At 73.8% G+C, this 26343-nt stretch carries 24 protein-coding genes; 8 read left to right on the plus strand and 16 right to left on the minus strand.

All coding sequences use genetic code 11. From position 1 onward, the window contains the following. Nucleotides 1-585: 585 nt before the first annotated feature. The gene (locus tag ABZW10_RS36580) at nt 586-852 is read left to right on the plus strand and encodes a hypothetical protein (RefSeq protein ID WP_355375324.1); all 267 of its coding nucleotides are present in this window, start codon (nt 586-588) and stop codon (nt 850-852) included. 109 nt (nt 853-961) lie between these two features. Then, nucleotides 962-3442, plus strand: coding sequence for a Helicase associated domain protein (locus ABZW10_RS36585; RefSeq protein WP_355375327.1), 2481 nt, complete (start codon nt 962-964; stop codon nt 3440-3442). Between the two features lie 238 nt (nt 3443-3680). Here the strand turns inward: ABZW10_RS36585 and ABZW10_RS36590 are convergent, their stop codons facing one another. Further along, nucleotides 3681-5288: a replication-relaxation family protein gene (locus ABZW10_RS36590; RefSeq protein ID WP_355375329.1), complete on the minus strand. Its 1608-nt coding sequence runs from the start codon at nt 5286-5288 to the stop codon at nt 3681-3683. Nucleotides 5289-5997: 709 nt separating this feature from the next. On the opposite strand from ABZW10_RS36590, the gene ABZW10_RS36595 reads away from it, so the two are divergent. Together ABZW10_RS36595 and ABZW10_RS36600 are read left to right on the plus strand one after the other, a co-directional pair. Further along, entirely contained in the window at nt 5998-6858 is an 861-nt protein-coding gene (locus ABZW10_RS36595; RefSeq protein ID WP_355375331.1) for a replication-relaxation family protein, read from the plus strand. A 297-nt stretch (nt 6859-7155) separates the two neighbouring features. After that, complete coding sequence (locus tag ABZW10_RS36600; protein WP_355375333.1) at nt 7156-7470, plus strand: hypothetical protein; 315 nt, start codon at nt 7156-7158, stop codon at nt 7468-7470. 29 nt (nt 7471-7499) lie between these two features. Here ABZW10_RS36600 and ABZW10_RS36605 read toward each other — a convergent pair whose 3' ends face one another. The 5 genes from ABZW10_RS36605 to ABZW10_RS36625 all read right to left on the minus strand — a co-directional run bounded on the left by ABZW10_RS36605 (nt 7500) and on the right by ABZW10_RS36625 (nt 12342). Further along, the gene (locus ABZW10_RS36605) at nt 7500-8183 is read right to left on the minus strand and encodes a DUF402 domain-containing protein (protein WP_355375336.1); all 684 of its coding nucleotides are present in this window, start codon (nt 8181-8183) and stop codon (nt 7500-7502) included. Between the two features lie 100 nt (nt 8184-8283). Then, entirely contained in the window at nt 8284-8553 is a 270-nt protein-coding gene (locus ABZW10_RS36610) for a hypothetical protein (protein ID WP_355375338.1), read from the minus strand. Between the two features lie 417 nt (nt 8554-8970). Next, entirely contained in the window at nt 8971-10248 is a 1278-nt protein-coding gene (locus tag ABZW10_RS36615; RefSeq protein WP_355375341.1) for a replication-relaxation family protein, read from the minus strand. 480 nt (nt 10249-10728) lie between these two features. Further along, entirely contained in the window at nt 10729-12105 is a 1377-nt protein-coding gene (locus ABZW10_RS36620) for a hypothetical protein (RefSeq protein WP_355375344.1), read from the minus strand. Nucleotides 12106-12192: 87 nt separating this feature from the next. Next, nucleotides 12193-12342, minus strand: a complete 150-nt coding sequence (locus ABZW10_RS36625) for a hypothetical protein (protein WP_355375347.1) — start codon at nt 12340-12342, stop codon at nt 12193-12195. A 151-nt stretch (nt 12343-12493) separates the two neighbouring features. On the opposite strand from ABZW10_RS36625, the gene ABZW10_RS36630 reads away from it, so the two are divergent. From ABZW10_RS36630 to ABZW10_RS36640, 3 genes are read left to right on the plus strand one after another with little or no spacing between them, the layout of a single operon-like run. Further along, nucleotides 12494-13363, plus strand: coding sequence for a hypothetical protein (locus tag ABZW10_RS36630; protein ID WP_355375350.1), 870 nt, complete (start codon nt 12494-12496; stop codon nt 13361-13363). Further along, complete coding sequence (locus tag ABZW10_RS36635; RefSeq protein WP_355375353.1) at nt 13360-13875, plus strand: hypothetical protein; 516 nt, start codon at nt 13360-13362, stop codon at nt 13873-13875. Before ABZW10_RS36630 ends, ABZW10_RS36635 begins: the two co-directional genes overlap by 4 nt. Nucleotides 13876-13909: 34 nt before the next feature. Continuing rightward, complete coding sequence (locus tag ABZW10_RS36640; RefSeq protein WP_355375355.1) at nt 13910-14170, plus strand: hypothetical protein; 261 nt, start codon at nt 13910-13912, stop codon at nt 14168-14170. 31 nt (nt 14171-14201) lie between these two features. On the opposite strand, the gene ABZW10_RS36645 is transcribed toward ABZW10_RS36640, so the two are convergent. The 6 genes from ABZW10_RS36645 to ABZW10_RS36670 form a co-directional block, all read right to left on the minus strand. Further along, complete coding sequence (locus ABZW10_RS36645) at nt 14202-14894, minus strand: hypothetical protein (RefSeq protein WP_355375358.1); 693 nt, start codon at nt 14892-14894, stop codon at nt 14202-14204. Nucleotides 14895-15189: 295 nt separating this feature from the next. Next, the gene (locus ABZW10_RS36650) at nt 15190-15825 is read right to left on the minus strand and encodes a hypothetical protein (RefSeq protein WP_355375361.1); all 636 of its coding nucleotides are present in this window, start codon (nt 15823-15825) and stop codon (nt 15190-15192) included. A 98-nt stretch (nt 15826-15923) separates the two neighbouring features. Beyond that, nucleotides 15924-17081 (minus strand): protein kinase, encoded by a 1158-nt coding sequence (locus ABZW10_RS36655; protein WP_355375363.1) that lies wholly within the window; start codon nt 17079-17081, stop codon nt 15924-15926. Nucleotides 17082-17265: 184 nt separating this feature from the next. Continuing rightward, a complete protein-coding gene (locus tag ABZW10_RS36660; RefSeq protein ID WP_355375366.1) occupies nt 17266-17568 on the minus strand; it encodes a hypothetical protein in 303 nt (100 codons plus the stop codon). After that, on the minus strand, nt 17565-17882 hold the full coding sequence (locus tag ABZW10_RS36665) for a hypothetical protein (protein ID WP_355375368.1): 318 nt from the start codon (nt 17880-17882) through the stop codon (nt 17565-17567). The genes ABZW10_RS36660 and ABZW10_RS36665 overlap by 4 nt, the downstream gene beginning before the upstream one ends. Before the next feature lie 219 nt (nt 17883-18101). Beyond that, nucleotides 18102-19748, minus strand: coding sequence for a hypothetical protein (locus ABZW10_RS36670; protein ID WP_355375371.1), 1647 nt, complete (start codon nt 19746-19748; stop codon nt 18102-18104). 226 nt (nt 19749-19974) lie between these two features. Between ABZW10_RS36670 and ABZW10_RS36675 the strand changes: the two genes are divergently transcribed. After that, on the plus strand, nt 19975-21612 hold the full coding sequence (locus tag ABZW10_RS36675) for a hypothetical protein (RefSeq protein WP_355375411.1): 1638 nt from the start codon (nt 19975-19977) through the stop codon (nt 21610-21612). 56 nt (nt 21613-21668) lie between these two features. Here the strand turns inward: ABZW10_RS36675 and ABZW10_RS36680 are convergent, their stop codons facing one another. The 4 genes from ABZW10_RS36680 to ABZW10_RS36695 form a co-directional block, all read right to left on the minus strand. Further along, nucleotides 21669-21929, minus strand: coding sequence for a hypothetical protein (locus ABZW10_RS36680; protein WP_355375374.1), 261 nt, complete (start codon nt 21927-21929; stop codon nt 21669-21671). After that, on the minus strand, nt 21926-22276 hold the full coding sequence (locus ABZW10_RS36685) for a hypothetical protein (protein ID WP_355375376.1): 351 nt from the start codon (nt 22274-22276) through the stop codon (nt 21926-21928). The genes ABZW10_RS36680 and ABZW10_RS36685 overlap by 4 nt, the downstream gene beginning before the upstream one ends. Before the next feature lie 62 nt (nt 22277-22338). Further along, nucleotides 22339-23190 carry a DciA family protein gene (locus ABZW10_RS36690; RefSeq protein WP_355375379.1) on the minus strand — a complete coding sequence of 284 codons (852 nt, stop codon included), beginning with the start codon at nt 23188-23190 and terminating at the stop codon, nt 22339-22341. Then, entirely contained in the window at nt 23190-25844 is a 2655-nt protein-coding gene (locus ABZW10_RS36695) for a hypothetical protein (RefSeq protein WP_355375381.1), read from the minus strand. The genes ABZW10_RS36690 and ABZW10_RS36695 overlap by 1 nt, the downstream gene beginning before the upstream one ends. Between the last annotated feature and the right edge of the window lie 499 nt (nt 25845-26343).

Genomic DNA, 26343 nt, shown 5'->3' on the forward strand with positions numbered 1-26343 from the left:
GCCCGTGGTTACCCGGCGTCGCCGGGTAACCACGGGCCTTCGGCCCGGGTTGCTTGCGCCTTCGGCGCTGCGCGGCGGCTTCGCCGCCGGTACTGCCCCGGCCTTCGGCCGGGGGCCTCCGACTGCGTCGGAGGCTGGCCCGCGCTGCGCGCGGGCGGGGCCGGCTGCGCCGGCCGGATCGGGCTGCGCCCGATCGGGTGGGGTGGCGGGCGCTGCGCGCGTGTGGGTGGTGGTGGGTCAACTCCGCGCTTTGCTGCGGAGTTGGGTGGATGTCAGGGTGGGGCCTTCGGCCCTGGGTGAGTGGGGGTGGGTTCGGGCTTCGCCCGGGCTGACTGGGGTGGTGGGTGGGGGCGCTTCGCGCCTTGACGGGTGGGATGGTGAGGGGTGGTCAGGTGGTGGGGTCACTCGTTGGGGTGGTACAGGGACGGGCTTCGCCCGTTCTCGTGCATCAAAGACAGCAGCCCGCTAGACTCTGGATTGCCAGACGGGCACCGGGTGGCCCTCGATCCCGCAGGATCGCCCGGGTTCGGCGCCTCGCCAAAGGGCCCGGACGTGACTCCTCAATGGATGGTGAGTGCTTTGATCGTGCGAGACGCTGACGGTATTGAGCTGCCGGATCCCGAGAAGGCCGCGCCGGTCGATCTCTATCGAGTGCTCCGGATGTTCCCGGGCATCGCCGACGACATGGAGCAGGAGCCGCACAGCTTCACCATCGCCGGTCCCCTGCTGATCGCCCAGCTTGAGCGGCTCTCCGACCTCAGCCAGTGGGTGACGAAGTGCGTCCACAGGCTGCACGACGAGCTCGCCGACGACCTGCACAACGGCCGGGGCCCCTGGACGCCCGAGGACTGAGCTGCCACCACGAGAAACGGCCCGCCCACCGAATACGGGGAACCCTCGAAAAGGCCGTAGCGGCTTTTCTGCTGCGTCGCATGAATTCCGGAAAAGGGAGACAGAAATTATGGCGAAGAAACTGCGCCTGAATCAGGAAGAGGCGTGCGACGCAGCAGTACGACTTCTGACGCTGCCCGCGTCGGGCCTGGTGCCGCCGGAGGGGCTGCGGTGCCAGATCCGGGCCGCCACGGGCTCGGGCAAGTCGCTGACGGCCGTTCACGTCGCCGGGCGGCTCCACGCCGAGCGGACACTGGTGATCGTGCCCTCGCTGCCGCTGCTGGAGCAGACGGCCGAGGTCTGGCAGCGGGAGGGGCACGGCGGGCTGATGGTCGGGCTCTGCTCCCTGGCGGGCAACGAGCAGCCCGTGGGCCTGCGCTGCACCACCGACCCGGCGGAGCTGGTGAAGTGGACGGCCGGGCCCGGGCGGGTGACGGTGTTCGCCACCTACGCCAGCCTGGGCCTGGGCCACCTGGAGAAGGCGCACCAGGCCGGACTGCCGGCCTTCTCGCTCGCGGTGGTGGACGAGGCGCACCGAACCTCCGGCCAGGCGGGGCGGCCGTGGGCGGCGATCCTGGACAACGCGCGCATCCCGTGTGACCGGCGGCTGTTCATGACGGCCACGCCACGGCTGTGGGCGGTCAAGGAGGCCGATCGGGAGAGGGCGGCGGCGGCCGGGATCGAGGCGGCCGAGCTGATCGCGTCCATGGACGACGAGGCGCTGTACGGGCCCGTCGCCCACGACTACCCCCTCGGGACCGCGATCTCCGACGGGGTGATCGCCCCCTACCGGATCCTGTGCGTGGACGTGTCCGACCCCGTCCTCCAGGGCCTGGAGCAGCGCGGTGCGAGTGACCGGTCGGTGGAGTACCGGGGCGCCCGGCTGGCGGCCTTGCAGACCGCTCTGCTGACGGCTTGTGCGGAGTGGGACCTGTCGAGGGTGCTGTCCTTCCATCACATGGTGGCCGAGGCCCGGGCGCTGAGCAGCGGCCTGCCGGAGGTGGCCCGGGTGCTGTGGGAGCAGGACCCGGCGCTGCACGCGGACCCGGCGCTGGTCGGGACGACGTGGCTGGAGGCGGAGCACACGCCGGCCGAGCGGCGGGCCGTGCTGGGCACGTTCGCCTCGCTGGTCAGGGACGACGGGTGGCGGCTGCTGCGGTACATCCTGGCCTCGGTCAAGGTGCTCTCCGAGGGCGTCGACACCTTCGACTGCGACGCGGTGTTCTTCGCCGACGTGCGCGGCTCTATGGTCGACCTGGTCCAGGCCGTGGGGCGTGCGCTGCGGATGAAGCCGGGCAGCGGGAAGGTCGCCACCATCGTGGTGCCCGTCCTGCTCGGGGCCGGCGAGAACGGCAACCAGCTGCTGACCTCCCGGGCCTACGACGGCCTCTCCAAGATCCTGATGGCGCTGCGCTCGCACGACGCGGCCGCCGTCGAGCGCCTGGCCATGCCGCAGTCCGAGACCCGGCCCCCGCGCGAGCCGAAGCACGCCGGGGAGCCGGAGGAGCGCCGCTCCGCCGCCGGGGAGGCGCAGCTGCTGCAGTTCTCCACCGAGCGCGACCCGGCGGTGATCGCGGCGTTCGTGCGGACCCGGGTGCTGGAGCCGGAGCGGGAGGAGTTCCGGCGGGGCCTGGAGGAGCTGGTCGCCTACCGGGAGAAGTTCGGGGACGTGAAGGTGCCCTACGGCTATCGGGCGCCGTCCGGGCACCGGCTGGGGGTGTGGGTGGCCGACCAGCGCCGGTACAAGGCGGCCGACGTCCTGGACGCCGAGCGCGTGAAGGAGCTGGACGGGCTCGGGATGGTGTGGTCGGCGTTCGACACGGCGTTCACCGATAACTTGGCCGCGGTGGCCGGGTATGCGGCCGAGCACGGGCACGCCTGCCCGCCGAACGAAGCGGTGTGGGGCGGGCGGCCGGTCGGGACCATCATGAAGAACCTGCGCACCGCCCAACGCCGCACCGAAGCCCTCCAACACCGCGCCGAGGCCGGTGAGACCGGGCTGGACTGGACCGGGACGCTGACCGCCGAACGCAAGGCCGCCCTCGACGAGATCGACCCCGGGTGGTGCCCCTCCTGGCCGGTGGACTGGCGGCGGTGCTTCATCCTCGCCCGGCGCCACCTCCAGGACGGCGGAACCCTGACCGGGGCCGAGCCGGGCAGCATCGTCGTCCAGGGCGAAGACCTCACCGGATGGGCCCGCACCCAGCAGGCCGGCTGGGACAAGCTCAGCCCGGCCCAGCAGTGGGCGCTGGAGCACGTCCTCGGACTCGAACCCCTCGCACCGGAGGAGAAGCCGGCCCCGAAGGTGAGCCACGCGGAGAAGGAGCAGCGCAACCTCGCAGCCGCCGCCCAGTACCGGGCACGCGAGGGGCACCTGAACGTGCCACGCAAGCACAAGGAGACGCTACTCCTGGCCGACGGTGAGGACGGCACGTCGACGGAGATCGTCGTGGCCCTGGGACTCTTCGTGGCCAACAGCCGCCTGCGGCGGGCCACCATCCCAGCCGCCCGCGCCGCCCGCCTGACCGAACTCGGCATGCGCTGGGAGTAAGCCAGGCCGTTCGGGGTGCAACGCGCACGCTGCAACACGAGGCGGGTCGCCGTCCGGCGGGGCGAAGAACCAGGTCAGGGGTGCAACGCGGAGTCCCGCGTTGCACCCCTGTGTTGCAGTCGGTGGCCTGTCGCGCCGAGCTGTCGCGCCCCGACCACACACGGGGGAAAGCGGGTATCCGTGCAGGTCACAGCACCCCACGCGACAGGGGGCCGCGACAGCCTCCGGGCGCCGGCGCTCATGGGGTGCGGTCCTTCACCGGGTAGAGCTCGGCGTGCCGAACCCGATCCTCCCACCACCGGTCGGGCGGGGCCGAGAAGCGAGCGACCAGCAACTCCCGCTTCGTCGGGGCGGGCAGCACCAGCGGCCCCAGCTCCTTCTCCTCCCGGTCGCTGGCGCACTGCAGGCACTCCAGCCGGTCCGGGCCGGCCTTCTCGGTCAGCTCCAACGGCGACCCCGCCTTCCCGCCGATCGAGCCCCCGCACGTCCAGCACGGGCGCAGCTCGGCGTTCGCGGCCCGGGCGGCTTTCAGTCGTGCCTGGGCCTGGGCCTCCCGCTCCTCCTCCTGTCGCTGCTGGTGTTGTTCGTGGCAGGGGTAGCAGCGGCCGCAGGGACGGCGGGTCCACCAGCCGTGGAGTTTGTACTCCCAGGTGCTCTCCTGTTCCGGGATCTGGCCGCAGTCGGCGCAGGCGAGGGTGCGCATCAGCTCGCGGTGGGCCTGGCGGGCGTTCTCCTCCCGGGCGGCTTGGCGCTGGTCGTAAGCGGCGCGGGTGTCCGGGCTCTCCAGCGCGTCCAGGAGGGAGTGCCGGCCTTCGCGGCCGTAGCGCCACCAGATGGGGCCGAGGGGGCCGTGCTCGGCCAGAAGCTCCAGGGTGGTTGCGATGACGGGCACCGCGTCGTCGTACTCGCGCCAGCCGTCCCCTCCCGCGTCGTCGGAGCGCATGGTCCACCAGGAGCCGCCCCAGGCGTCGCGCGACAGGTCCGCCACCGCCTGCTGCCGGTTGGCCAGCGCCACCGGTCCGGCGTCGGTGACGACCAGGGCGACGGGCGGGTAGCCGGGCCGGGTGTGGCGGCCGGGCCAGGCCTGGCGCCACCAGTGCACCATCCGGTCGGCCGGCTCCCGGTCGGCGAGGGCCGGGTCGGTACTCTTCACCTTGGTGCGGAACAGCTCGCGGTAGGCGGTGAACTTCGCCGCGACCCGCTCCGGGGCCATGGTGGAGCGGTCGACCTCGACCATCAGGACGGGCACCCCGATCTCCGGGGCCTGCCACACCGCGTCCGGGCGCACCTTTCGCCGGCCGCCCGGCAGCGGGAACTCGACCTCGGTCGCCCAGTCGGTCACGGTGCCGACCCCGCCCGCGGCCCCGGGCGCGGTGCCGCCCCGGACGAAGGCGAGCACGGTCTCGTTGACCGCCATCGCGTGCTGGGCGCCGGAGCGGCCTGCGCCCCGGGCGGTGCCGCCCATGTCGGCGCGGGGCAGGCCGAGTACCTGCCCGGCCGCCTCCAGTCCGACCGTTCCCTCCAGCCGCCAGGTCTTGTGCCGGTTGCGGGTGTTGCCGTCGGAGGCGACCAGGCCGTGCAGCGCGAGGTCGCCGAGGGCCTGCCGGATCGCCTTGTTCGACGCCGCCCCGGGGCGCAGCAGGCGCTGGAGCTGGTCGGCGGTGGCGACCTTGAGAACGCCGAGCGCGCCGAGGACATCGGCGCGCAGCGCGGTGGTCGAGCCATTCGGGTTGGCGGCACCGCGCCGGTACGCGGTCCGTCCCGGCCGGGACGGACCGGCCGGTTCGACGGCGTCGGCCTGGCCGTCGTTGTCGTCGGGCTGGGCGAGGCGCTGACGGGTGCTCACGGACGTCTCCCGGGGTCGCGGTCGGGTTGCTGCCTCTCCGGGATATCCGGCGCTCCTGACAACCGCCAAGCCCGTTGTCGGCCCGCGTGCCGCCCCCTCTCCCACCACCCCTGATTCCGGCCCCGCCGCCGCCCCCGACCAGCGCGCGGCCGGCACCAGCCGGACGCAGAAAAAGGAAAAGCCCACCGCAGGTGCAACAACCCGAACCGACCAACCGACAACGCCACAACCACAAACCAAAACCAAAAGCAGAAAGACGGGAGAAGAGGGTTGTCAGAATGCGGCGGCGACCCGGATTCGGGCGCTGAGCTGGGCGGATTCGCCTCTCGGGCGCGAGGTGGCCGGTAGGGGCGGTGGTAGGGGAAACGGCAGGGGGTACGGAAGTGCTTCGGGCAGACTCACCGGGTCATCAAGGTATCGGCGGGTTTCCTTGATGGGCCATCAAGGAAACCCACCGGCACCTTGACGGCCATCACCACAGGTCAGAGGCATGCCGCCAAGGCTTGTCACCAACGTTGGTGGGGACCGGATAACGGACCCGTTACCGGACCGGTGAGAAGACCGGTTAGAACACGGGATACCTTGGCGGCGGGAGTTGCGGAATCGTTATGGACTACCAACCTTGGTGGTGAGAAATCCGGTGAGTTTCGTGGGGTTCCATTCTCCGAGCACGGGATAAGCCCGTGCTTCGGAATGAGGGAGCACCTTCGTGCACGGGGATCTGGAGACCGACCACGACGTCCTGGTGACACTCGCCCGCTTCACGCTGGCCACCGCCGAACAGCTCCACCAGCTGCACGGCGGACAGGCCAGCCTCAAGCAGACCCAGAAGCGCATGGCCCGCCTCCACGCCGAGGGCCTGGCGGAGTTCGTCACCCTGCCGCAGGCGGGACGTGCGAAGGCCTGGCACCTCACCGCGGCGGGCTCCGCCGTGACCGCGACCTTCCCCGAAGCCCGCCGCCCGGCCGGCGAGACGGTCGCCGAGCAGGCCGCCCTGCGCTACGGGCGCGGGCACCTCCTCGACCTCGGCCGCGTGCACACCGCGTTCGTCGCCGACGCCCGCGCCCGCGGCGAGGGCTGCGGGCCGCTCGACCTGCTCCCCGGCCCCGCGCACCCCGCCGGCCCGGACGGGACGGCGTACCGGCCCGCCGCCGAGCTCGCCTACACCGCCACCACCGGCGGCCGGCGCCGACGGCTGCGCGCCTTCGTCGAACTCCACCGCCCCGGCACCGGCACCGAGCGGGTAGCGGAGCAGCTGGCGGCCTGCGCCGCCCTGTGGGAGCAGCCCGGCACGGACGGTTCGGGCTGTGGGTGGGAGCGACGCTGGCGGGCGTTCCCGAGCGTGCTGGTCGTCCTGGTCGGTACCCCGGGCACCGCCGTCGGCGCGGCGGTCGCGGACCTGCGCCTGGCCGCCGAGGAGAACCCGGCCGCCGCCGAGCTGCTCGCCGCCGTCCCCGCCGGCGCCGCCCGCCTCGAGGACCTCGCCGAGCACGGACCCGCCGCCGCCATCTGGCACCCGCTCGACGGCGAACGCCGGCGCCCGTGCGGCTGGACGCAGCTTCGGACCTGACCGCCCACCCGCACCTTGGTGCCCCGCCCAGTCTTCGCCCCGAGCGGGGCACCAAGGTATCCGAATCGGCCACCACCAATGCTTTGACCTGCGGGTTTTACCCGGCCATCAAGGCTTCCGGGGCCGGCGGCGGGACGGCCGCCAAGGTATCGGGAACGCCTTCCAAGGCGACCGTCAAGGTGTCCACCGAGGCGACAGGACGGCTATCAAGGATCCCACCGAGCCCTGGGACGGGCATCAAGGTAGCGGCGGGGCGCGGCCGGACCGCGGATCCGGTCGCGCGTACGATTCCCTCTCGTGGGCAAGCAGCAGAAGACTTTCGAGTACCCCGACCGCCTGATCGAGGCGCAGCGCGCGCTGGAGGCCGTACAGGCCGAGCGCCGGACGCACCTGGCTGCGCTGCCGGCCTTCAGCGGTGACCTGGAGGCAGCCCGGGAAGGGCTCGCCGAGGACGTGCTGGCGGAGTCGGCGCGCCTGGAGGAGGCCGAGCGCCAAGCCGCCCACGCGGTGTGGGCCGACGAGTACTGGGCGGGGCTGTCGGGCGAGGACCGGGTCGCCGCCCGCAGCCGGCTCCAGCACACCGGCGAGCCGGCGGAGGGCGCGGCCGCGTAGTCCGACGCCGGGCGGCGCGCCGCTGCCCGTCACGCCCGATAGGGCGTCGTCGAGGGGGCCGCTTCGTCGGCGCCGAGCGGCAGAACCGGAAGCTGCCAGGCCGGGTCCGGCTCCCAGCGGGGCCAGCCAGCGGCGAACGGCCCGGCCTGGTCGTCCAGCATGCCGATCGCCCGGCCGCGGGCCCGGTCGATCTGGCCGGCCGTGTAGTCGTCGACCACCCCGAGACGGCGCAGCTGGGCGTACTCCTCTTGGTCTTTCCAGTGGTGTCCGGAGAGGTTGGGGGTGATGACGAGGTCGAGGGCGAGGTCCATGGTGTCGATGCCGAAGCCGCGGCGCTGGTAGGGGCGTTCGAAGTTGACGTACCAGCGCAGCGGCTCCTTCGTGGCCGCGTCCTGGAAGCAGTGGACGGAGAACCACTCGCCGGCCAGGAAGTGGGAGCGCACCTCGGTGTCCTGCCAGCGGTGGTGGCCGAGGGTCCAGGTGCCGGCCGCGAGGTCGGCGAGGCCCTGCTTGCGGGCGGTGTCGTCGCCGGTGGCGAGCGAGGTGATCCAGGACCTCGGGGCCAGGCTCTCGATCCCCGGCCAGGAGGCCAGCGTCAGCACATGGCCGGTGTCGTCGATCACCCGCTGTGGCATGGCGGTCCACACCCGGCCGGCGTGGACGTCGCGGCGCACCACAGTGGTGCCGGGCTGGAACAAGTTGGTGTCGGTCACGGCGGCAGTGTTCCCAACCCCCAGGCCGGGGAGTCCACCCGAGAGAGTGACGCACCGGTCCTTCCCGGCGGCCGCTGCCGGAGCCGGGTGAGTGCCGGGGTCAGCGGGCGAACTCGCCGAGACGGTACTCGAAGCGATACCGCTTGATGACGACGAGTGCAGCCTCGCGGACGGCCCCGCGGGGCGTCTTCCCGACGCCGCGCGCCTTCTCGTACGCGTCGTGAGCGCGCACGATGTAGTAGCCGGTGCCCAGGCGCCCCAGAACGGCGTCCGCGTCGTGGCCCGCAAGGCTCTGGTCGACAATGTCCCGCGCCGCCGCGGCCAGAACGTGCTGTACGGCGGTCTCGTCGGTGGGCTCGGGGTAGGTCAACGGGCACTCCTCGTCGAGGGCCGATCTGTGGGTCCGACCGGCGCCCTGTCAGGGTAGCGGCGCGGGCGGCGGCCGCCGAGAGGCGAACACGACGGCACAGCCGAATCGCTCAGTGCGTCAGCACCAAGCCGCCGGGGTCGAGCGGGCCGGTGCGGGCGGTGGTCACGCCGAAGGCTCTGCCAGCCCGGACGGAGCGGCCCCGAGCCGGTGAGAACGGAGACGGTCTCGTTCTCACCGGCCGCTGACCTGGGTGGATAGCCCGAAACTCACCGGCCGGTGGCCACCGGGGCCGGGCAAACTCACCGGGGTCCGAGAGGGAATCTCACCGGCCGATCGGCGAAACTCCCCACCGCAGGTCAGCACGGATGCCCAAACTCACCGCCGCAGGTCAGCAGCCCTGCGGTAGGGAGCAGCGGGTCAGGAGCGCCGCCACCAGGAGCGGGAGCGGTTCTCCTCGGCGGCCGCGGCTTCGGCTGCGGCCTGCTCGTGCTCGGCCTCCTGCCGGGCGAGCTGGTCGACGTCGGCCTGGCGGCAGGCCGCGCACAGCCCGTCGTCATCCCAGGTCTCGGTCTGGTCCTGTTCGGCCCACCGCTCGTCCGAGAACTTCGCCCGGCAGCGGGTGCAGGCCGGCCGGCGCCGCTCCCGCTCCTCCCGTTCCCACTGCGCCTCGCGGGCCCGCCGGGCGTCCTCCTGCTGCTGCTCCAGCAGCTGGTCGCCGTCCTCGTTGTCGAGCGCCTCGGTGAGAGTGGCCCAGCGCCGGCCGCCGAAACGCCACCAGATCAGCCCGTCGGCGCCGAAGCGGCGCAGCAGCGGCATGGTGGTCGCGATGACCGGCAGGGCGCGGTGGTAGTCGCGGGCGGTGGTGTCCTCGCCTCGGTAGGCGGGTGCGTGCCAGGCGTGCTCGGAAGCGGCCTCGACCTCGCGGATGCGGCGCAGCAGGCGCTCGTGGTCGGCTTTCGCCTTGGCCTTCTTCTGCTCCTCGGTGAGGGGTGGGGCGCCGGGTCGGCGGTTGCGCTTGCGGCCGGCTGCGAGGACCAGGGCGACGGGCGGGAGGCCTTCGCGGCCGGTGGGCGGGTAGGTGGCGGTCCACTGGCGCAGGTCGTGGGTGCGGGCCCCTGCGCGGTGCAGCGAGGCCTCGAAGGCGCGCTTGGTGGCGCCCCTGGCGGGGAGTCGGCACCAGGTGCGGTAGGTGGCGAGCTTGGCGACCAGGGTGCCGGTGCCCTCGTTGTCCCGGTCGACTTCCACCAGGAGCACCGGGACGTCCGCGCCGGGGTCGGTGAGGACCAGGTCGGCGAACAGGCTGCGGCGGCCGGGCAGCTTGTGCTCGACCTCGGTCGCGTACGCGGCCAGGTGGCCGAAGCCGGCCTTGGCGAGCAGGCCGGCGACGGCGACGACGTCCAGGGCGTGCTCGGAGTACGCGGCGATGGGCTTCTCGCGCCGCGGGCGGGCCGCGGCGAGCTTCGACCCGGCCGGGAGCAGCGCGGTGGCGTCCCGGCGGCCGGACGGAGTCAGGCACCACAGGCGCCGGCCGTCCCGCAGCGTGAGCTCCTTGCGGACCTTCCCCGCCTCCTCCAGGTCACCCAGGGCGTCGCGCACGGAGCGGTCGCCGCGCTGGTTCGGTACCACCAGCGGCCACAGCTCCCGGGCGGTCGCCCGCTGGAACAGCGCGAGCGCCATCAGCACCCGCCCGCGCACCGGGGCCGTCGACCCTCGCCTCCAGGGCGTGCTCTTGCTGTCTTCGACAGCAAGAGCAGAGGGGTTGTCGCCACGGCCCGACCCCCTTGTCCTTGGCGCCTGAGCTGCGGAAACGCCGGATTCGGGCGGGAAGGGCGTGGAGGTGCGGGCGGAGGTGCCCGTGGAGGTGGCCACGGGCCCCTTGTCCTGGTCGGGCAAGGCCTTGCCCGGGAGCCGCAGCCGGTGGTGGCCGGCGGCCTGGCCGCCGTCGGGGTCGGGTTGGGCAAGCGGGGCGGCGGTCATCGAGGTGGCCTTCCGTCAACGGTCGGCCGGGGCGGATGCGGTGGCCAGCCCCGGCATCCGGGCGAGGACCCGGGTGCCGCCGACCCTGCACACCGATCCCTTGTCCGCGGTCTGACCGCGCCCCTTGACCAGCCCCCTTGTCCTGTCCGGTTTGCCCTGGTCAAGGGCCTTGTCCTCCGGGTTTGTCCGTGACCGGGATCACCCGTGGACGGGAGGAAGCGGCCGGGCCGGACCCGCGGCGGCGAGGCCCTGATCGAGCGCCAGGCGCAGCAGGGTGAGGGCGTCGGCGGGGTTCGCGGACAGCAGCGGGATGCCGTCGGCGGCGTCGGCGACCGGGCGGCCGGAGATGAGGGCGATCCAGCTGCCCCCGGCGTCGTAGACCTCGGTCCATCCCGCCAGGCGGCCGCGGTGTTCGAGGGCCTGGGCGTCGGAGCGGCCGGGCCAGGTGAGGTGGACCAGACCTGCGCCGAGCGCATAGTCGCGGTGCGGGTCGCCCAGGCCGCGCAGGGTCGGCGGCGTCGAGCCGGCGGCGGCCGCGAGCGCCAGGTCCGGCACCGGCACCCCGTCGGGCGCGACCGGGGCCGGTGCCGTGGAGGCCGGGGTGCTCGGGGCGGCGGCGCGGAGGAAGACGTCGAGGGCGAGGTCGGCGCTGCGGTAGGTCCGGGGGCGGCTGAAGCGGTCGGCGACGAACTGGCCGGGCTGTCCGTCGCCCTTGTGCTCGACGGCGATCCAGCCGCCCAGGCCCCACGGGCCGTCCGGCAACAGGGCGGTCCAGCCCTTCACCGTGCCGTCGTGCAGCACCAGCTCGACGCCAGGGGCGGTCCAGGTCGCCAGCTCCCAGCCCGGACCGAACGTCACTGTCAGGTCGTCCAGCCGGTCGGGCCCACCGAAGCGGGCGTACGGGTCGACGACCGCATTGCGCAGCGGTGTGTTCGCGTCGGCGGCGGTGAGGGTGCCGACCGGGCCGCTCCCGCTGGTGGTGTTTTCGCCCCGGGGCGTATTGGCGGCGTCCGGGTGGGGGGCTGTGCCTGCCGGACTTTCGCCCCGGGGCGTTTCACCCGCGCCGAACTTCTCCCCGGAAGGTGCCGGGAAATCGCCCCGGGGCGCAATTCCAGCGGCTGGCGCGTCGCCCGGGTGGAGCGCGTCCCGCACGTCCTGCGCCCGGGCGAGCAGCCGGGCGGTCAGCGCGGGGATCTCGCGGGCCAGATCGGCGTAGGCGGCGCTAGGGTCGTCAACCACGGCGGCCAGGAAGGTGTCGACGTGCCGGCGGACGGCGTTGGCGACGTCGAGCAGCTGCTGCCCCTGCGGGAGCGGCCGGCCCTGCTGCGGCTCGGCGGTCGGCTCGCCGTCCGGGTCGGCCTGGACGGGCAGGGCGACGGTCCGGGCCTTGGCGCGGGCCCGGTCGGCACGGCTCTTACAGGCCTGCGAGCAGTAGGCCGCGCGCCGGCCCCGGCCGGTGCGCGGCGGCAGCGTGTTCTCGCAGTCCGGCCCCTCGCAGCGCGTGCCCTCGCCCTGGTCGCCGTCCAGCTCGAACAGCGCCACCTCGCCACCATTTCGCACCGGTTCGTTTTGCATAGCGTGATCGTATCCAGGCGCGGCCACCGAATTTCGAACCGGGGCGCTTTTCCTCTCCGATCCCGACGGCGGCCGGGGCCGGGAATTTCACACCGGCCCGGAATCCCGCACCGACCGGCCCACGGCCGGGTTGTCCCGCACCCGCGCGGCCCCGGTCAGCGCGTTGTCCCGCATGTTGTCCCCGGCGCGCAGCAGGTTGTCCCGCACCACGCATGCGCAGCGGGCGGCGCGCAGCACGGACCGGCTCGCTGCGCAGCGCTGCCCCGCCGTGTAGCAAGGCCGCCCTTGCTACACGGCGGGGAGCAGCACGCCCCGGGTGCAGCGAGGGTGCCCTTGCTGCACCCGCTGCTGCCCGTGACCGACCGGGCCCCACGGCGGTTGCACCGGCATGACGATCTCTGCGCTGCCCACGTTGCAGCAGCACTCCGATACCCCGGACGAGACCGGCCTCGACGGCGAGGACCAGGCACAGCGCGCTGCGGCGTCGGCGGCGCTGCTGCGGGCCGCCGACGCGGGTGAGGCGGCGGCCGCGTGGGTGCGCGAGCTGGCCGGCCGCCAGAGGGAGGAGAACCACGCCCGCGCGCTGGAGCGGGCGGCCGAGGCGATCGCCCGGGCGAGCGGCCGCGAGGTCGTCCCCGGCAGCGACGGGCTGCTGGCCGAGGAGCTGGGCTACACCCTGGCGGCGGATGTGGTGCTCGGCGCCCCGCACACCACCGGCACCCGGCCCAACCTGTACCCTGGCGAGCGGATGCCGCTGATCACCGTTTGCGCGATCGCCGCCACCTTCCCGTCGTGCGTGCTCGGCGACCTGGCGGCCGAGCTCACCGCGCTCGCCTGCGAGCTGACCGCCGCCACCGAGGCCGGCCGAGGTGCCACCGCCGCCGGTGACGCCCGCACCCGCCCCGCCCGGCGGCCCAGGACCCTCGGCTGCGACCACGCCGATCCGCTCGACCACCTCGCCTATCAGAACGTTTTCGACCACGCCGCAGAGGCCCTCGAGATCTCCCTGCACTACCAGGACGACTACAGCGAGCGGGCGCGTGCCCAGGCCCTGCACAACGCCCTCGCCGCCGCCGGACCGGGCATCGCGGCCGCCGCCCTGCTGCGAGTGGCCGACGATCCCGCGCTCGGCCTCGACCCCGACCAGTGGGAGCACCTGCACCTCATCGCCGCCGAACTCGACCTGCGCGTGGTCGAGGACCTGGGCGGCGCGAACGGCGACGGCCTCACCGATCCCACGCGGCCGCGGCCGGCATGACACCGCCTCCGCCCGCCCGCCGCACCCGCCGCGCCCGGCGGGCACTCGGCCCCGGCGCCGCCCAGGCGCTGAACGACGCCGTCCGCGCGCCCCGCACCCCGCCGCCCTGGTCACCGCAGGCCGTCGACACCACGCTGCGAGGCGTGCTGGACCGGTTCGAAGCGACGGCCGAGACGGCGGGGTGGCGGGACGCCTTCGACGACCTGGACGAGGACGTCCTCGGCGAGGCCGCCGCCGAGGCCCGCGCGTTCGGCGCCGATCCGGCGGCGGCCGTCGACCACCTCGTCGGTGAACTCCGCCGCCAGCTCGCCGCCTGGCAGCAGGCGATCGGCGAACTCGGCCGGGAGCTCACCGCGGCCGCGCAGGACCGGCCGCTGCCCGACTGGGCCGCCGGCGCCGGCCGCACCGAGGACGACCGCCGGCGCCGGGCCCGCCAGGCGCTGCTGGAGGCCATCGCCCGCCACCACCACGGCCCCCTGCCAGGCGAGGAACCCGACGACCGGCCGTGGTGATCACAGGCGCCCGCGGCACGGAAGAATGAGGCGGGTGACCAGCAACCAGTCTCCCTTGCCCCGCGGCATCAGCGCCCTGATACCCGACGCCCGCGCCCAGGCCACCCCTGCCGAGCGCGCCGCCTCCCAGCTCCTCCACCTGCGCGAAGCCACCGTCCCAGTGCCGGTCCTCGCCGCAGCCGCCGAACTCATCGCACCCCAGCTGAAGAGCGAGGACCCAGCCACCCGGGAAGCGGCCACCGCCGTCCACGCCCGACTGATCGCCGCGATCGACGGCGCCGCCCCGGGACGGTAGCCGGGCAGGCCATCCTCCCCGACCGGATGGTTCAGCTGCCGGCGCTCTGAAGGGCGCCGGCCGCGGCCTGGGCGATGGTGGGGTCGGCCCGGATCGCGGCCACCACCTGCTCGGCCGTCGGCCGGGGAACGACGGCGGCGGGCGGCGGCGGGGGGCAGACGCGGGCCTCCAATCGTTCCAGGAGCTCTGCGGACTGCCGGCACTCCGCGGCGTCTTCATCAAGGCCGCGCCCGGCCAGCTCGCGGCCGATCGCGAGGACGCCGTCCCGCAGCCTCAGCAGCGCGGGGCCCGTCCGGTCCGGCACCCGCGCGGCGGCCAGGCCCGGACTGCGCTTCGTCGCTGCGAAGGCCTTGCCCTCGAGTCGGTCCACCGACTCCTGCACGAGCTCCCAGGCCTCCAGCAGCAGCTCCTGCTGCGGGCGCACAGCGGGCAGCAGGGTCACGGGCGTGCCGTCGGCAGCGTGGCTCACCGCGCCGTCGATGCCGAGCACGGCGCTGCCGTGGACGGCGGTCAGCAGCTGGACGCCCTCCGCGAGGAGGCCTGCGGCGTCGCTCAGGCCGGTCCGCATCCGCCGGATGGTGGCGAGCCGGCCTTCGGCCGTGATCTCCTTCTCGGCGGCCAACAGGGCCAGCGCCTCGGCGCCGAGGTGCTCGTGGCACGCCAGCAGCCCGGTCACGGCCTCGACGACGTGCTGGCTCCCGCAGGTGGTCTGCTGGTCGGTCACCGGACTCCTTCGGTCTCAATGTCCCAGGTCCGAACCCGATACGCCGTGACCTGGAAAAACACGGTGGGACCGTCCCAGCAAAACGACAGAACGGCCTGCTGGGACAGGGGGTGTCCCAGCCCGTCGGCGGCCCGGGCCGACCCGCCACCGACGCTATCCGCCCGCGCCCGCGGCCGTGGCCGTTTCCACGCGATGTCCCCCGCCCGGGCGCGGAGCACGCCGTCGCTGGACGCGCAACGGCGCGGTTTCCGTCTCCAGGTTCCCACCGACCTGCTCGGCCTCCCGCGAGGACCGGTCAGGCGACCGGCTCCAGGCCGGCGAAGCCGGTGTACCAGGCGACGTCCTGGACCGGCACCGGGGTGACCCCGAGCGCCGGGGCGACCTCGGCGAGCGTCACCGTGTCGCAGCCCTGCGCGGAGAACCGGTACTCCATCAGCGCGGCCCTGTGCGCTTGCGGCAGGTACGGCCGGGAGGTCGCCAGCACCGCCAGCTCCTTGAGCACCGCGGTGACGGCCCTGACCACGCTCCGGCCGCGCTCACCGCCGGCGATCAGCACGTCGGCCAGCGCGTCCCACCGGTCCGCGTACGACCCGTCCGGGGCCGGCCATCCGGCCTCGCCGGGCCGCGGGAACTCGTTCCCGACCCGGGCCCAGAGCAGCAGCTCGTCGGAGAGGAGGTCCATGCGGATGTCGCCGATCTCGCCGGTACGCATCCGCAGCCGCAGCGACTCGGCGACCCCGGCAACGACCAAGGCCCAGTCGTCTTCGACCAGCACGACCTCGGAGCGCGTGGTCAGCCGCCGCGGCCGCCGCCGGTACCAGGCGACGATCGCCTCGGCCCACGGCCAGGCGTCCGTGAACGGGTGCCGGCCGTCATGGCCGACGGCGTACCGCTCGGCGTGCTCCTGGAGTTCGGTATCGGGATCCCACACGGGCGTGGCCTCTCCGGTCGACGACGGACAGACAGTAGTCTGCCCGCTCCCGACCGCCCGTACGAGACGCTCCAGGCCGAACCGCTGAAGGCGGCCGGTCAGGGCACGATGTGCACAGTGGCGTACAGGTCGCCGTTCTCTCCGCCGTTGTAGCCGCGGCTGCCCAGGCCGGGCAGGCGCAGGCGTTGTCCGTCGCGGACGCCGGCGGGGATGCGGACGTTGTGCTCGTGCTGCTTGGTCAGGACGGTGCCGGAGCCGAAGCAGGTGGAGCACCAGGTCGTCCGGCCCTTGGAGGCACGGCAGTCGGGGCAGGTGGTGTGTTCGCTGCGGCGGAACGGGATGATCGCGCCAAGGGCGGCTTCCTCGGCGCTGAGGGTGACGTCGCAGGTGCTGTCCTTGCCCTTCTGCGGGGCGCTGGGGTTGTAGTGCCGGTCGATGATCTTCTTCAGCTCGCGGGCCGTCTCCCGGGCGCCGGCGGGTCGCCGGTCCGGGACCTTGGCCAGGAGCCGGACGACCAGGTCCTCGAGTTCGACGGGGGCCTCGGGCCGCAGGGTGCGCAGCCGGGGTGGGGTGTCGTGGGCGTGCTGGTGGGCGTAGCGCCAGAAGCCGCCGTCGCCGTCGAAGAGGCGCTGGCCGGTGGTCATCTCGTGGATGACGCAGCCGAGGGAGTAGAGGTCGGAGCGGTGGTCGAGGGCGCCGTTGAAGGCTTCGGGGGCCATGTAGGCGGGGGTGCCGATCAGGATGCCGGTGGCGGTGATGTCGTGCCGGATGTCGGCGCTCTTGGCGATGCCGAAGTCGACGAACTTGGTGCCGTTGTGCTCGTCGCCGGTGATCATGATGTTGGAGGGCTTGATGTCGCGGTGGACCAGGCCCTCGCGGTGGGCTGCGGTGAGGGCGTCGGCGACGCACCACGCGATGTACAGGATCTCGGGCATCGGCAGGGGGCCGCGTTCCTGGAAGGTGCTCAGCGGGGTGCCGTCGATCAGCTCCATGACGAGGTAGGACAGGGGCTGGCCGTTGTGCTCGGTGGTGCCGACGTCGTGGACGGTGACGATGTGGGGGTGGGAGAGGCTTCCGGCGACGGTCGCTTCACGGGTGAACCTGGCGCTGTGCGAGGGGTCGTCCTCGAGGAGGAGCTTCACCGCGACGGGCCGGCCGATCTTCGGGTCGTAGGCCTCCCACACCTGTCCGAAGCCGCCTGCTCCGATCCGCTGGACGAGCTGATAGCGCCCGTCCAGCACGGTTCCCGCTTGCACGAACTCCCCTTCCGGTAGCGGCCGCGGCGCGGTCCGCCGGTCACGCTACGGGGAACTCCCCACCTGCGGCAGGACAACGCCCGAACGGCGGACAGGGGTTGGCCCGTACGCTGATGGCCGGGGCCCTCACGTCGACGAGCGTGAGGGCCCCGGCCATCTCCCGGAGCGGGTGCTGATCCGGGATTCAGGGCCCGGCGATCACCCACGTCACGAAAATTGCCGACATGCCCTCGTGCAGGCGGTACACGACGCTGATGCGGTCGCCGGAGTCGGAGGCCGGGTCGGTGCGGGCGGTGTAGTCGTCGACCTCGGGGTCGGTGCCGCCGGGCACCGGGATACCGAGCCGCGGGAACACCGCCAGGCGCTCGAGGAGCTTCTCGACCGCGTCCAGCTCGCCGGGGCGCAGCGCGGTGAGTGCCTGCTCGGCGGTGTCGGAGAGGAAGACGTGCAGCGGCGCCGGCTGCTGCTGGTCGGGCTGGTCGGTCACCGGTCGCCGCCGGCGGCGCGCACCCGAGCGATGGCCTCGCTGGCGGGGGTCCACTGCTGTCCGCCGATGGGTGCGGCGAGCGAGGCCATGGCGTGTTCGTCGGTGCGCAGGGTGAGGCGGTGGCGGTAGGTGGCGATGACCTCGGTGACGGCGGCGAGGTCGCCGATCGGGGAGGCGTCGAGGGCGGCCGCCAGGTCCCGCTCGAACAGGTCACGGTCGCCGGGCAGGCCGTAGCGGGAGAGCGCGGTGCGCAGCTCGTGCAGGGTGGCCGGCTTCGGGGTGGCCGGGGCCTGGTGGTCGGGCTGGGTGGTCACCTGGTCCTCCTCCTGGGTGGCGGGCGCCGTGGCGGCGGGCCGCAGGGTCGACGGTAGCGGTCGGTGGGCGGGTGGTGGAGCAGTCGTGGTCACGCGGCACCGCTGAGGGGCGCCGGTTGGCGGGCCGTGCGCAGCGGGACGGCGTGGCCGCGGGCGACGGCGAGGGCGGCAACCGGGGAGGTGCGGGGCCGACTGTCGACCAGGCAGTTGCTTCGCCTGCTACTTCTCGCGGGGACCGTCCGCTGTTCCGCCAGCGGTCTTGTTCTTGGGGGCGATGCGCTCGGTGTGTGGACCGCCGTTCGTGGTGGTGCACGCTTCACCGGGGGGCTGGCCGCAGGCCGGGCAAGTTTCCCGCAGCCCGCGGGCCCTTCGTTCGTCGAGGATCGGCTGGATCCGCTCGTCGTGGGGCCCCAACAGTCCGGTCGCATGGCAGTTCTGCCCAGCTCCCGCGCCACAGCGAGGGCAGGGGCGTGCGATCCACAACCGGCGGGAGACCTTCTCCTTCGGGGTCCACGACCCACGTACGAGGCGGTACCGGGAGGCGGCCCGCGCCTCAGCCTGATTGTTGCTGGCCTCGGCACGGGCGACCCAGCGTTCGATAAGCGCCTGGTCCCCGGGGTCGAGCGCGTCGCCGACGATGGCCGCCTCCCGGACGAGCCGATCCACCAGCCCGCACATCTCAGCGGTCATCATGGTGCGCCGGCCTTCGAGGTTGGCGAGGAGCTTCTCCACCCGCTGCTGGGCGAACCAGACATCACCCGGTAGCGCCGGCCGGGGAACCGCCCGGTCGCGCGCGGCGGCGTCGGCCAGGTGCTCCGCGGCGGCCGCCACGATCGCCTCCTCGGAAGCCGTACGCTCATGGGAGGCCGTGGCGTTGGCGAGCAGCAGCAGCTGGTGCACTCGGCCGCTCTCCTGGTCCCGGACGGCCTGGTCGATGCGCGCGAACAGGTCCCGGCGGGCCTTCGCCTGCGCAGCGAACCACTGGTCGAGGTCCTGGAGGGCCTGATCAACTTGGGAGCGGATCAGCGGATCGAGCGGACCCAGGGAGCGGATCTCCTCGACGATGCCGGTGACGACCACCACCGACCCGAGCTTGCGGCCGTCGGCGAGGCGTCGCAGCAGCGCCTTGGCGCGGGCCGCCGTGTTGGGCGTCCCCGCCGCCGACCGGTATCCGGTGCCACCGGATCGGGGACCGCGGCGGGCGGCGAGGATCTCCTCCACGGCGGGGGTACGGAAGCCGTCTGGAGACATGTGGCACTCGTCGAGGCTGAACCACTCGGTGTCTCGGGCGGGGGCCTGGGTGCCGATGCGCACCCGGCGGGAGGTTCCGGCGCTGTCCAACCGGACCCGGTGCACGTACCGGCGCCGGACCAGGGTGTCGACGTCAACCGGTACCTTCGCGCCGAGGACCGGCTCGATCAGGTCGTCGTCCCACACCGGCGCCACCGCGCCGTCCAGGTGCAGTCGCAGCCCTCGGACTCCGTGTTCCCAGGCGATGTCGACGACGGAGCCGAGCGGCTCGCGCAGGTGGACGGCGCCTGGGTGGTCCTGGTCGAGGAGCCAGGCGATGGCGGCGGACTTTACGTAGAGGTGGTCGGCACTGGAGACGTCCCGGGCGCGGCGCTCGCACACGTGCAGGCCGGTCGGATCGGGCAGGTGCGCGAAGTGGCAGACGCGGTCGGTGTAGAGCTTCGTGGTGAGCTGGGTACCGCAGCCGCCGAGCAGCAGCCCGCACCAGAAGGTGTCCTCGGTGTGCTCTCGGCGGAAGGCGTCCAACTCGATCGCCTCCAGCGGCAGGATCAGCGGCTCCTCCGAGTCCGCGCTGCCCAGTACCGCCGTCTGGATCCGCCGCTTGTCACCCGGCAACGACAACCCCCCAACAGGCGTCCGACCATGGACTCTCATCGTGCCACCGAGGCAGGTCCCCAGGCGGGGCAATGTGCAAATCGCCCGCCGGGAGCGGCGGTGTTCTCCCGCGCCGATCAGCCTGGCGTGGCGTGTCGCCACTCACCCCATCCGATGGGCCGGCTCCACGATGATGGGATCCGCCCGGAACAACGGGCCTACACAGCGCGGGGAGTCGCAGGTGGCGATGCAGGCCGAGACCGGCACACAGCAAGAACGCGTCGTGGGACGGGCGTTCACGGTGCGCCTGGACCCCTACGGCCGCCTCACAGCCGGCACCGTCCGGCTGTCCTGCTCGGCTGCGGCCTGCGCCGACCAGCGCTTCCCGAGCACCGCCGAGGGACGCAAGGAGGCGGTGGAGCACGTCAAGCTGCACGTGGCCCGTATCCGCACCGGCGGCGCGCCCCGCGCTCACGCGTACTGCGCCTGCTTGGCCGGCCACTGCGCCTGGCACGTCACCGACACCGACGCGAGCGCCGGGCGGCGCGGCCAGGAACGGCCGGTGGCGGGTGCGGTGAGGTGCGGCGGCGCGGTGGTTCTGACTGTGTACGCGGACCGGGCCGGGCGGCTGTGGCGGCTGGCGGAGACGTGCGCCCGCTGCGCGGCCGCCACCCCCGGCAGCCGCGTGCTGGCCAGCGCCGTCCCCGCAGCCCGCACCCCACCCACCGAGGCGGCCACGGTCAGCGGGAAGCCGGCCCCGGCGGGGGAGCATCCGGGCGGCACCGTCGAGCGGAAGGTGGTTGCGGCGTTCTCCGACCGCGCCACCGCGCCCGAGCTGCCCTCCCCCGCCGCCGCTCAGAACGTGCCCGACGTCCGCGCCGCTTCACCGGCGGGCACCTCGCGGCGCTCGAAGCGGTGGGGGAAGATCGCGCAGCGGATCGTGCCGTACGACCTGGAGCCCGAGGTGCTGCGCACCGAGCTCATCGAGCTCGGTGGCGCCTTCCGCGCCCACCAGAGGCGGACCGAACCGGACCACGCTCTGCTCGCCGAGCTCCAGGAGCGCAAGGCCCGCGCGTTCGACCTGTGGGCCGACGTCACCGGCGACACCAACCTGCGTCAGGAAGCGCGGCGCGCCCGGCAGGCAGCCGAGACCAGCCGGGAGACGCACCGCAACCGCACCGGCCACGTGACCGACGGCACCAGCGGCGGGCACGAGGTCGTGGTGGAGCGGCTGCTGACCCGTCAGCAGGCCGCCTGCGCCCGCACCGTGCTGGACCACGTCACCGCCAACGCCCCGCACCACGACCCCCAGGTGCACCTGACCGTCCTCATGCTCACCCTGCGCACCGCGCGCACCGGAACCGGGAACGTCACCGGCCAGGACTTCACCGGCTGGATCCAGGACGACACCGAACGGGTCCTGGACCAGCTGGTCGCCGCCGACTGGCTGCACCTGCCGGGCACCGTCACCGAAGCGTTGGTCTCCCGCCCCGAGAGCCCAACCCTGGTCACCGTGCCCTCGCTGCTGCCCTGTGACCCATACCCGTTCACCTTCGGCAAGTCCACCCGCCCGAAGCTCTCCGGCTGGGCACAGAAAGCCATCGGCGACCGCAAGCTCCGCAAGAAGAAGACGGACGCCGCCACCCGGCTCCTTGCCCTGTACACCGCCGCCCATACCCGCTCCGACGGCCACCTCGGCCACGCCAAGGATGACGGAATCCCCTTGGAGGCGGCCGCCGCGTTCTGCGCCGTCCCGGTGGAGAACGTCACTGAGCACGCCGACCTGCTGGTTGCCACTGACTGGCTCACCGAAGCCAGCACCACCGACGGGCTGCTGCGCGGGCAGCTCGCCGAACGCGTCTGGTCCTTGGGCGGGCTGCTGTAAGGCGGACACTCCCCGTGCTTCGCGTGTCGGTGCGGGGTGGTCTGCGACTTCCGTGTTCAGGGTGTCGGCGGCGGCGTGATCTGGCAGACGACGACAAGTTCCAGGCGAGGGACGATGTAGTAGGCGAGCAGGCCGCCGGCGACGTCGAGGTAGCGCATCGGCTCGCCGCTGCCCTGGTAGGAGGTGCCGTCGAGGTAGAGCGCTTCGGCGGCGCGGACGAGTTCGGCGGCCCGGTGTTCGACGGCGGCGAGGAAGTCGGTCGGGGCGCCAGCGGTGACGTGCTGCTCGCTGGGGAGGTACTCCCAGCTCCAGGTCACGCGTTCACCGCCGCGTAGGCGGCGCGGTAGAGCTCGGCGACGGTGGTGGCGTGCTCGCGGCACTCCTGGACGGTGCCGGCGTGGTTGGCGAGGTAGTTCGCCCGGTGCCAGGCCCGGGCGGTGGTGGGGTGCCGCTCGATCTCCACGACGGCGGCCCAGTGCGCGACGAAGGCGCGGATCGGCTGGACGCTCCCGGCCGTGATGGCCTCGGCCATGGCCTTCGTCTGCCCGTCGATCATCTCGGGGAGACGGTCCGCGGCGACGACGGCCAGCGCGGCCTTGAGCGCGGCCGGACTCTGCTCGGGCCGGGGGATCAGCTCGACTCCGTCGTGCACGGGCTGACTCATGGCAACGCTCCCTTTCTCGTCTGCTGCGAGGCTACTCGCTTCGGGATGGATGGTCGGCGGCCTCACGCAGCACCACGGGCGGGTGCAGGCTGCGGCTGGCGAGCGGTGCGCAGCGGGATTGTCCCGGTTCGGGTGGCGCGGGCGACGGCGAGTGCGGCGCGGTGGCGTGCGCGCTGCTGGCGGTCGTGGTCGTTGGTGTCAGCGGCCGGGGTGGTCTCGATCGCGGTGCGGTGGGCGTCCTCGGGTTCGCGCAGCCGGTTGTAGTGCCGGGTCAGGATGGCTTCCCGCTGGGCGGTGGCTTCGTCGAGCGCGGCTTGGCGGGCGAGGGCCTGTTCGCGCATCTGGCGGCGTAGTTCCTGGTAGGCGGTGTGGTCGGCGAGCGGTGCCCGGGCCGGCGGCGTCGGTGCGGGGCGGGGGGCCGGCCGCTCGTCGGCGTCGTGGTCGGGCTGCGGTGCGGGGGCGGGGCTGACACGGACGTCGATGGCCCGGACGGTGCCGGGGCGCAGCTGCTCGAGGGCGGTGAGGATGCGGCGCAGGTGGAGGCGCAGCTGGGCGGCCCAGGCTGGGGAGTCGGCGGTCACGCGCAGGCGGCGGGTGGTGGGGTCGTAGCCGGCGAGGTGCCAGTGCGCGGCGGCGTCCGGGCCGACGATGGCGGGCCAGTGGTCGCGCAGGCCTCCGCCGGCGGTGCCCAGGGTCCAGCCGTGGGCGGCGACCAGGGCGAGGAACACCTCCGCGAGGAGCTCGGGCTCGCGCGGGCCACGGCGTGCGGCGGTGGCCGGCCGGACGGCGCGGGCGGTTCGCGGGGCGGGTGCGTTGCCGTGGGTGCGGGCGGTCTGGCGGGCGGCGCGTAGCGCGGTGCGGGCGAGATCGGCACCGGTGGCCGAGGTCGGGGCCGGGGCCGGGGTCGGGGTCATCAGGCGTTCACCGCCTCGCGGACCGGGGCGGCGGCCGCCGAACGGAGCTGGCTGGCGCGCTCGCGCAGCGCCTGCACGGTCCCCAGGCGCTCGAGGAGCAGGTACCGGGCGGTGGTGACTCGGGCCTGCTCGGCAGCCTGGTCGGCGGCTGCCTGCGCGGTGGGGCGGTGGCGGTTGGCGCGCAGCGCGGTGTCGTGGGCGAGGTCGGCCTCGGCGTCGGCCAGCGGCGTACGGGCCAGCCGCGCGAGCGCGTCGGCGCGGTAGGCGGCGACGGCGTCCCGGACGGTCTGCAAGTCGGATCCGAGGACGTCCTCGCGGCCGCCGCCGCCGCCGGCGGGGCGGGCGGCGGCCATCGCCGCGCGCAGCTCGGCCTCGGCGCGGCGGGCGGTGGCGTTGACGTCGCGGTGGTCGGCGAGGTCGGCGCAGGCGGCGAGGGCCAGGTCCACGCACTCACCCACCACGGCGCGGATGGAACGCCGAGCCCAGCACGAACCGCACAGTCCACCCGCCCGCTCGGTGCCGCAGTCCTCGCACGGCAGCGCCCGGCGCGCCGCCTCCGCGGCCTCGGCCCGCATCCGCCGCTCGGCCCGACGGGCATCGGCCTCGGCGCGGCGCTGTTCGGCCCGCCGGCGGTCGACCACCTGCTGCTCGGCGCGCAGCATCGCGTGCTGGTGCAGGTGGGCGTCGACCGCGGCACGCCGCTGGGCTGGGTCGGTTCCGGCCGGGAGCTGGGCCACGGCTTCGCGGACCAGGGCCCGGCGCCGGGATCGGCGGTCGGCGCGAGCGTGCTCGCAGTTCACGCAGGCGGTGCGGGTGTCCAGGCGGATCCCGTCGTCGCACGCCGGGTGCTTGCAGCCGGCGTGCTGGGGCAGGCCCTTGGCGAGCAGCCAGCCGACCGGGTCGGACACCAGGGCGCTGCCGCCCTCGACGTGCAGGCGGTGGCGCAGCCGGTCGGCGAGCGCGGCGGCCGCGCTCCGGCCGCCGGTCAGCCGGTCGACGGCGGCGAGCTCGTCCCGCACCGCGGTCACGATCCGGCGCCTGGACCAGGCCCGGTCCAGGCGCTCCCACAGGCACTCCACCGGCGCGAGGACCTGGACCAGGTCCTGCGGCGGCCGCGGCACCGCTCGGCGGCTCAGCCGCACGGGCACCTGCTGCTCCGGGTTGTTCTGGTCGATCGCGCCGGGGTTGGGCTTGTCCCTGCGCAGCGGGCCACCCACGCCACCATCGGCAGTCGGCCGGGCATCGGCCCGCCTAACCGGGGCGGTGCCCGGGTGGTCCTCGCGTACGTCCGCGCGCTCCGGCCGACGGTGCTCAGCCACGACGTCGGCTACGCCGGAAAAGCCACCATCCACCTTGAGATCACCACCTGCCTCAACCACCCGAGAGTGAGAGGCGTGAAGGGGGGTCGTAACGCCAAGGTCTGAAATCTCGGCCCCGCCGGTCGCGTCCACCTCGCTGACCTGCGGATTCTCCTCCGTCACAGGAGCCTCACCCAGGGGGGTCGCAGCGCCGAGGTCGCCGGCAACATCAGCCGAGGCTTTCCGGCCCGCCTCCCGGCGCACCGGAGCGGCCTGCTTCACCGACTCCGTCGACCCCGCCGATGCCGCCCGGTGCGCGGCCGCCACCGCGGGCAGCACGATCCGCGACCGCGACAGCAACCCGCTCACCCCGCGCCGCGGCCGCTCCACCAGCCCGAACTCCGCCAGCCGCGCCAGCACCTCCACCGCGCCGGCCGGAGTACAGCCCAGCATCCGCGCCAACGTCGCAGCCGGCCGACCCGCGGCCGCGCTCACCTTCCCGCCACACAGCCGCACCCGTCCGGACTCCCCGGCCTCCAGCACCAGCAGCAGCGCCGCCAACCGGTCCGTCGCCGCGCCCCGGCCCGTCCGCCCGGCAAGCAGACCCCTGTCCCGCATCCCTCCGCCGGCCGTCGCCCAGCCCGGCGCGAACAGCACCTCTACCAGGCGCAGCAGCACCGCCAGCTCCTTCCGCGTCAGGTTCAGCGGATGCCCCGCCACCCCTCGGGCGGCCTCCAGCGCGCCCACCCGGCACTCCAGCGCCTGGTCGTCGTTGTAGTCACCCTTGAAGGTCTCCACCGACACCGGAGCGGTGTCGCGCACCATGCGCAGCACGGCCTTCATCCGGCCAGCGGACAGCCCCAGCCACCGGCCCAGCTCGCCCTTACGGATCACCACCGCACGCGTCTCGTGCGGCGTCCGCGACATCAGCACCACCGCCGCCAGCCGCACCGGATCTGGCGCACCGGCCAGACCCGGCACGGCCAGCAGAGCCCGCACCGCGGCACGCAGCCGCAACCGCATCCCCGGCGACAGCGCCAACGGCGCCAACACCGGACGCGGCCCCGACTCGGGCTCCGGCCCCCTGTCCGCCGACTCGACCGGCGCAGCGGACCGCTGGCCGCGAACCGCTGGACCGGCTTCCTCGGCCGCGGTCTCCCAGAGCCAGCCGGCCTCAGCCGGGTCACACTCGGGCCAGTCCTGGCCGTACTCGTCGTCGTACGGCTCCTTGACCGGCGCATCCCACAACGAGACGCCGTCCATCTGCCCGGCCGGGGTGACGAACGTCGTCTCCGCCGCGTCCGGGAACGGATGCTCCTCCGACGGCCCGGCCGACCGCTGGCCGGGAACCGGCATCCCGGCCGCAGCTACACCCGTGAGGCCGTCAATGGCGCCCTCGACGCACTCATCCGAACGAGTGATGTCCGTCACAGTCCTGGGACTGCTGTCGGCGGCTTCCGACAACCGGTCCGTCAACCGGTCCGCCGCGAATGCCAAGGCAGGAGCGGGGGAGGAGAGTTCTCCCCCCTCCCTCCTGGCATCCTCCGAGCTCAAACCGGGGACACTACCCGCCGCGACGGGGACACGGCGGGACTGGAAAGGCCTGCTGACCTGCGCCAAAATGACAAAGCTCCCTACAGCTACATGGGGACGCAACGGCGCCCCCTCGGGGGTGTTGGTAGGAAGCACCCCCTGCGGGTGTGGACACACAGGCCCCCTCGCGGGGGCGAAACCCGATCGGCGACCTCCTTTTCTCTGGTGGTTGGTGATGGGTGCAGCCGAGGCCCTTGCTGGGGCCCCGACTGCGGAACGGCTCCTGGACAGGGAGCCGGGTACTGCAAAGGCCCTGGGAAGG

The organism is Kitasatospora sp. NPDC004723 (assembly GCF_040609255.1).
Taxonomy (GTDB): domain Bacteria; phylum Actinomycetota; class Actinomycetes; order Streptomycetales; family Streptomycetaceae; genus Kitasatospora.

Bases quoted from the DNA above. Each gene is read 5' to 3' on its own strand.
- ABZW10_RS36585 (WP_355375327.1), top strand. From the start codon at position 962: ATGGCGAAGAAACTGCGCCTGAATCAGGAAGAGGCGTGCGACGCAGCA.
- ABZW10_RS36620 (WP_355375344.1), bottom strand. From the start codon at position 12,105: ATGCAAAACGAACCGGTGCGAAATGGTGGCGAGGTGGCGCTGTTCGAG.
- ABZW10_RS36630 (WP_355375350.1), top strand. From the start codon at position 12,494: ATGACGATCTCTGCGCTGCCCACGTTGCAGCAGCACTCCGATACCCCG.
- ABZW10_RS36635 (WP_355375353.1), top strand. From the start codon at position 13,360: ATGACACCGCCTCCGCCCGCCCGCCGCACCCGCCGCGCCCGGCGGGCA.
- ABZW10_RS36675 (WP_355375411.1), top strand. From the start codon at position 19,975: ATGCAGGCCGAGACCGGCACACAGCAAGAACGCGTCGTGGGACGGGCG.
- ABZW10_RS36685 (WP_355375376.1), bottom strand. From the start codon at position 22,276: ATGAGTCAGCCCGTGCACGACGGAGTCGAGCTGATCCCCCGGCCCGAG.
- ABZW10_RS36690 (WP_355375379.1), bottom strand. From the start codon at position 23,190: ATGACCCCGACCCCGGCCCCGGCCCCGACCTCGGCCACCGGTGCCGAT.
- ABZW10_RS36695 (WP_355375381.1), bottom strand. From the start codon at position 25,844: ATGCCGGTTCCCGGCCAGCGGTCGGCCGGGCCGTCGGAGGAGCATCCG.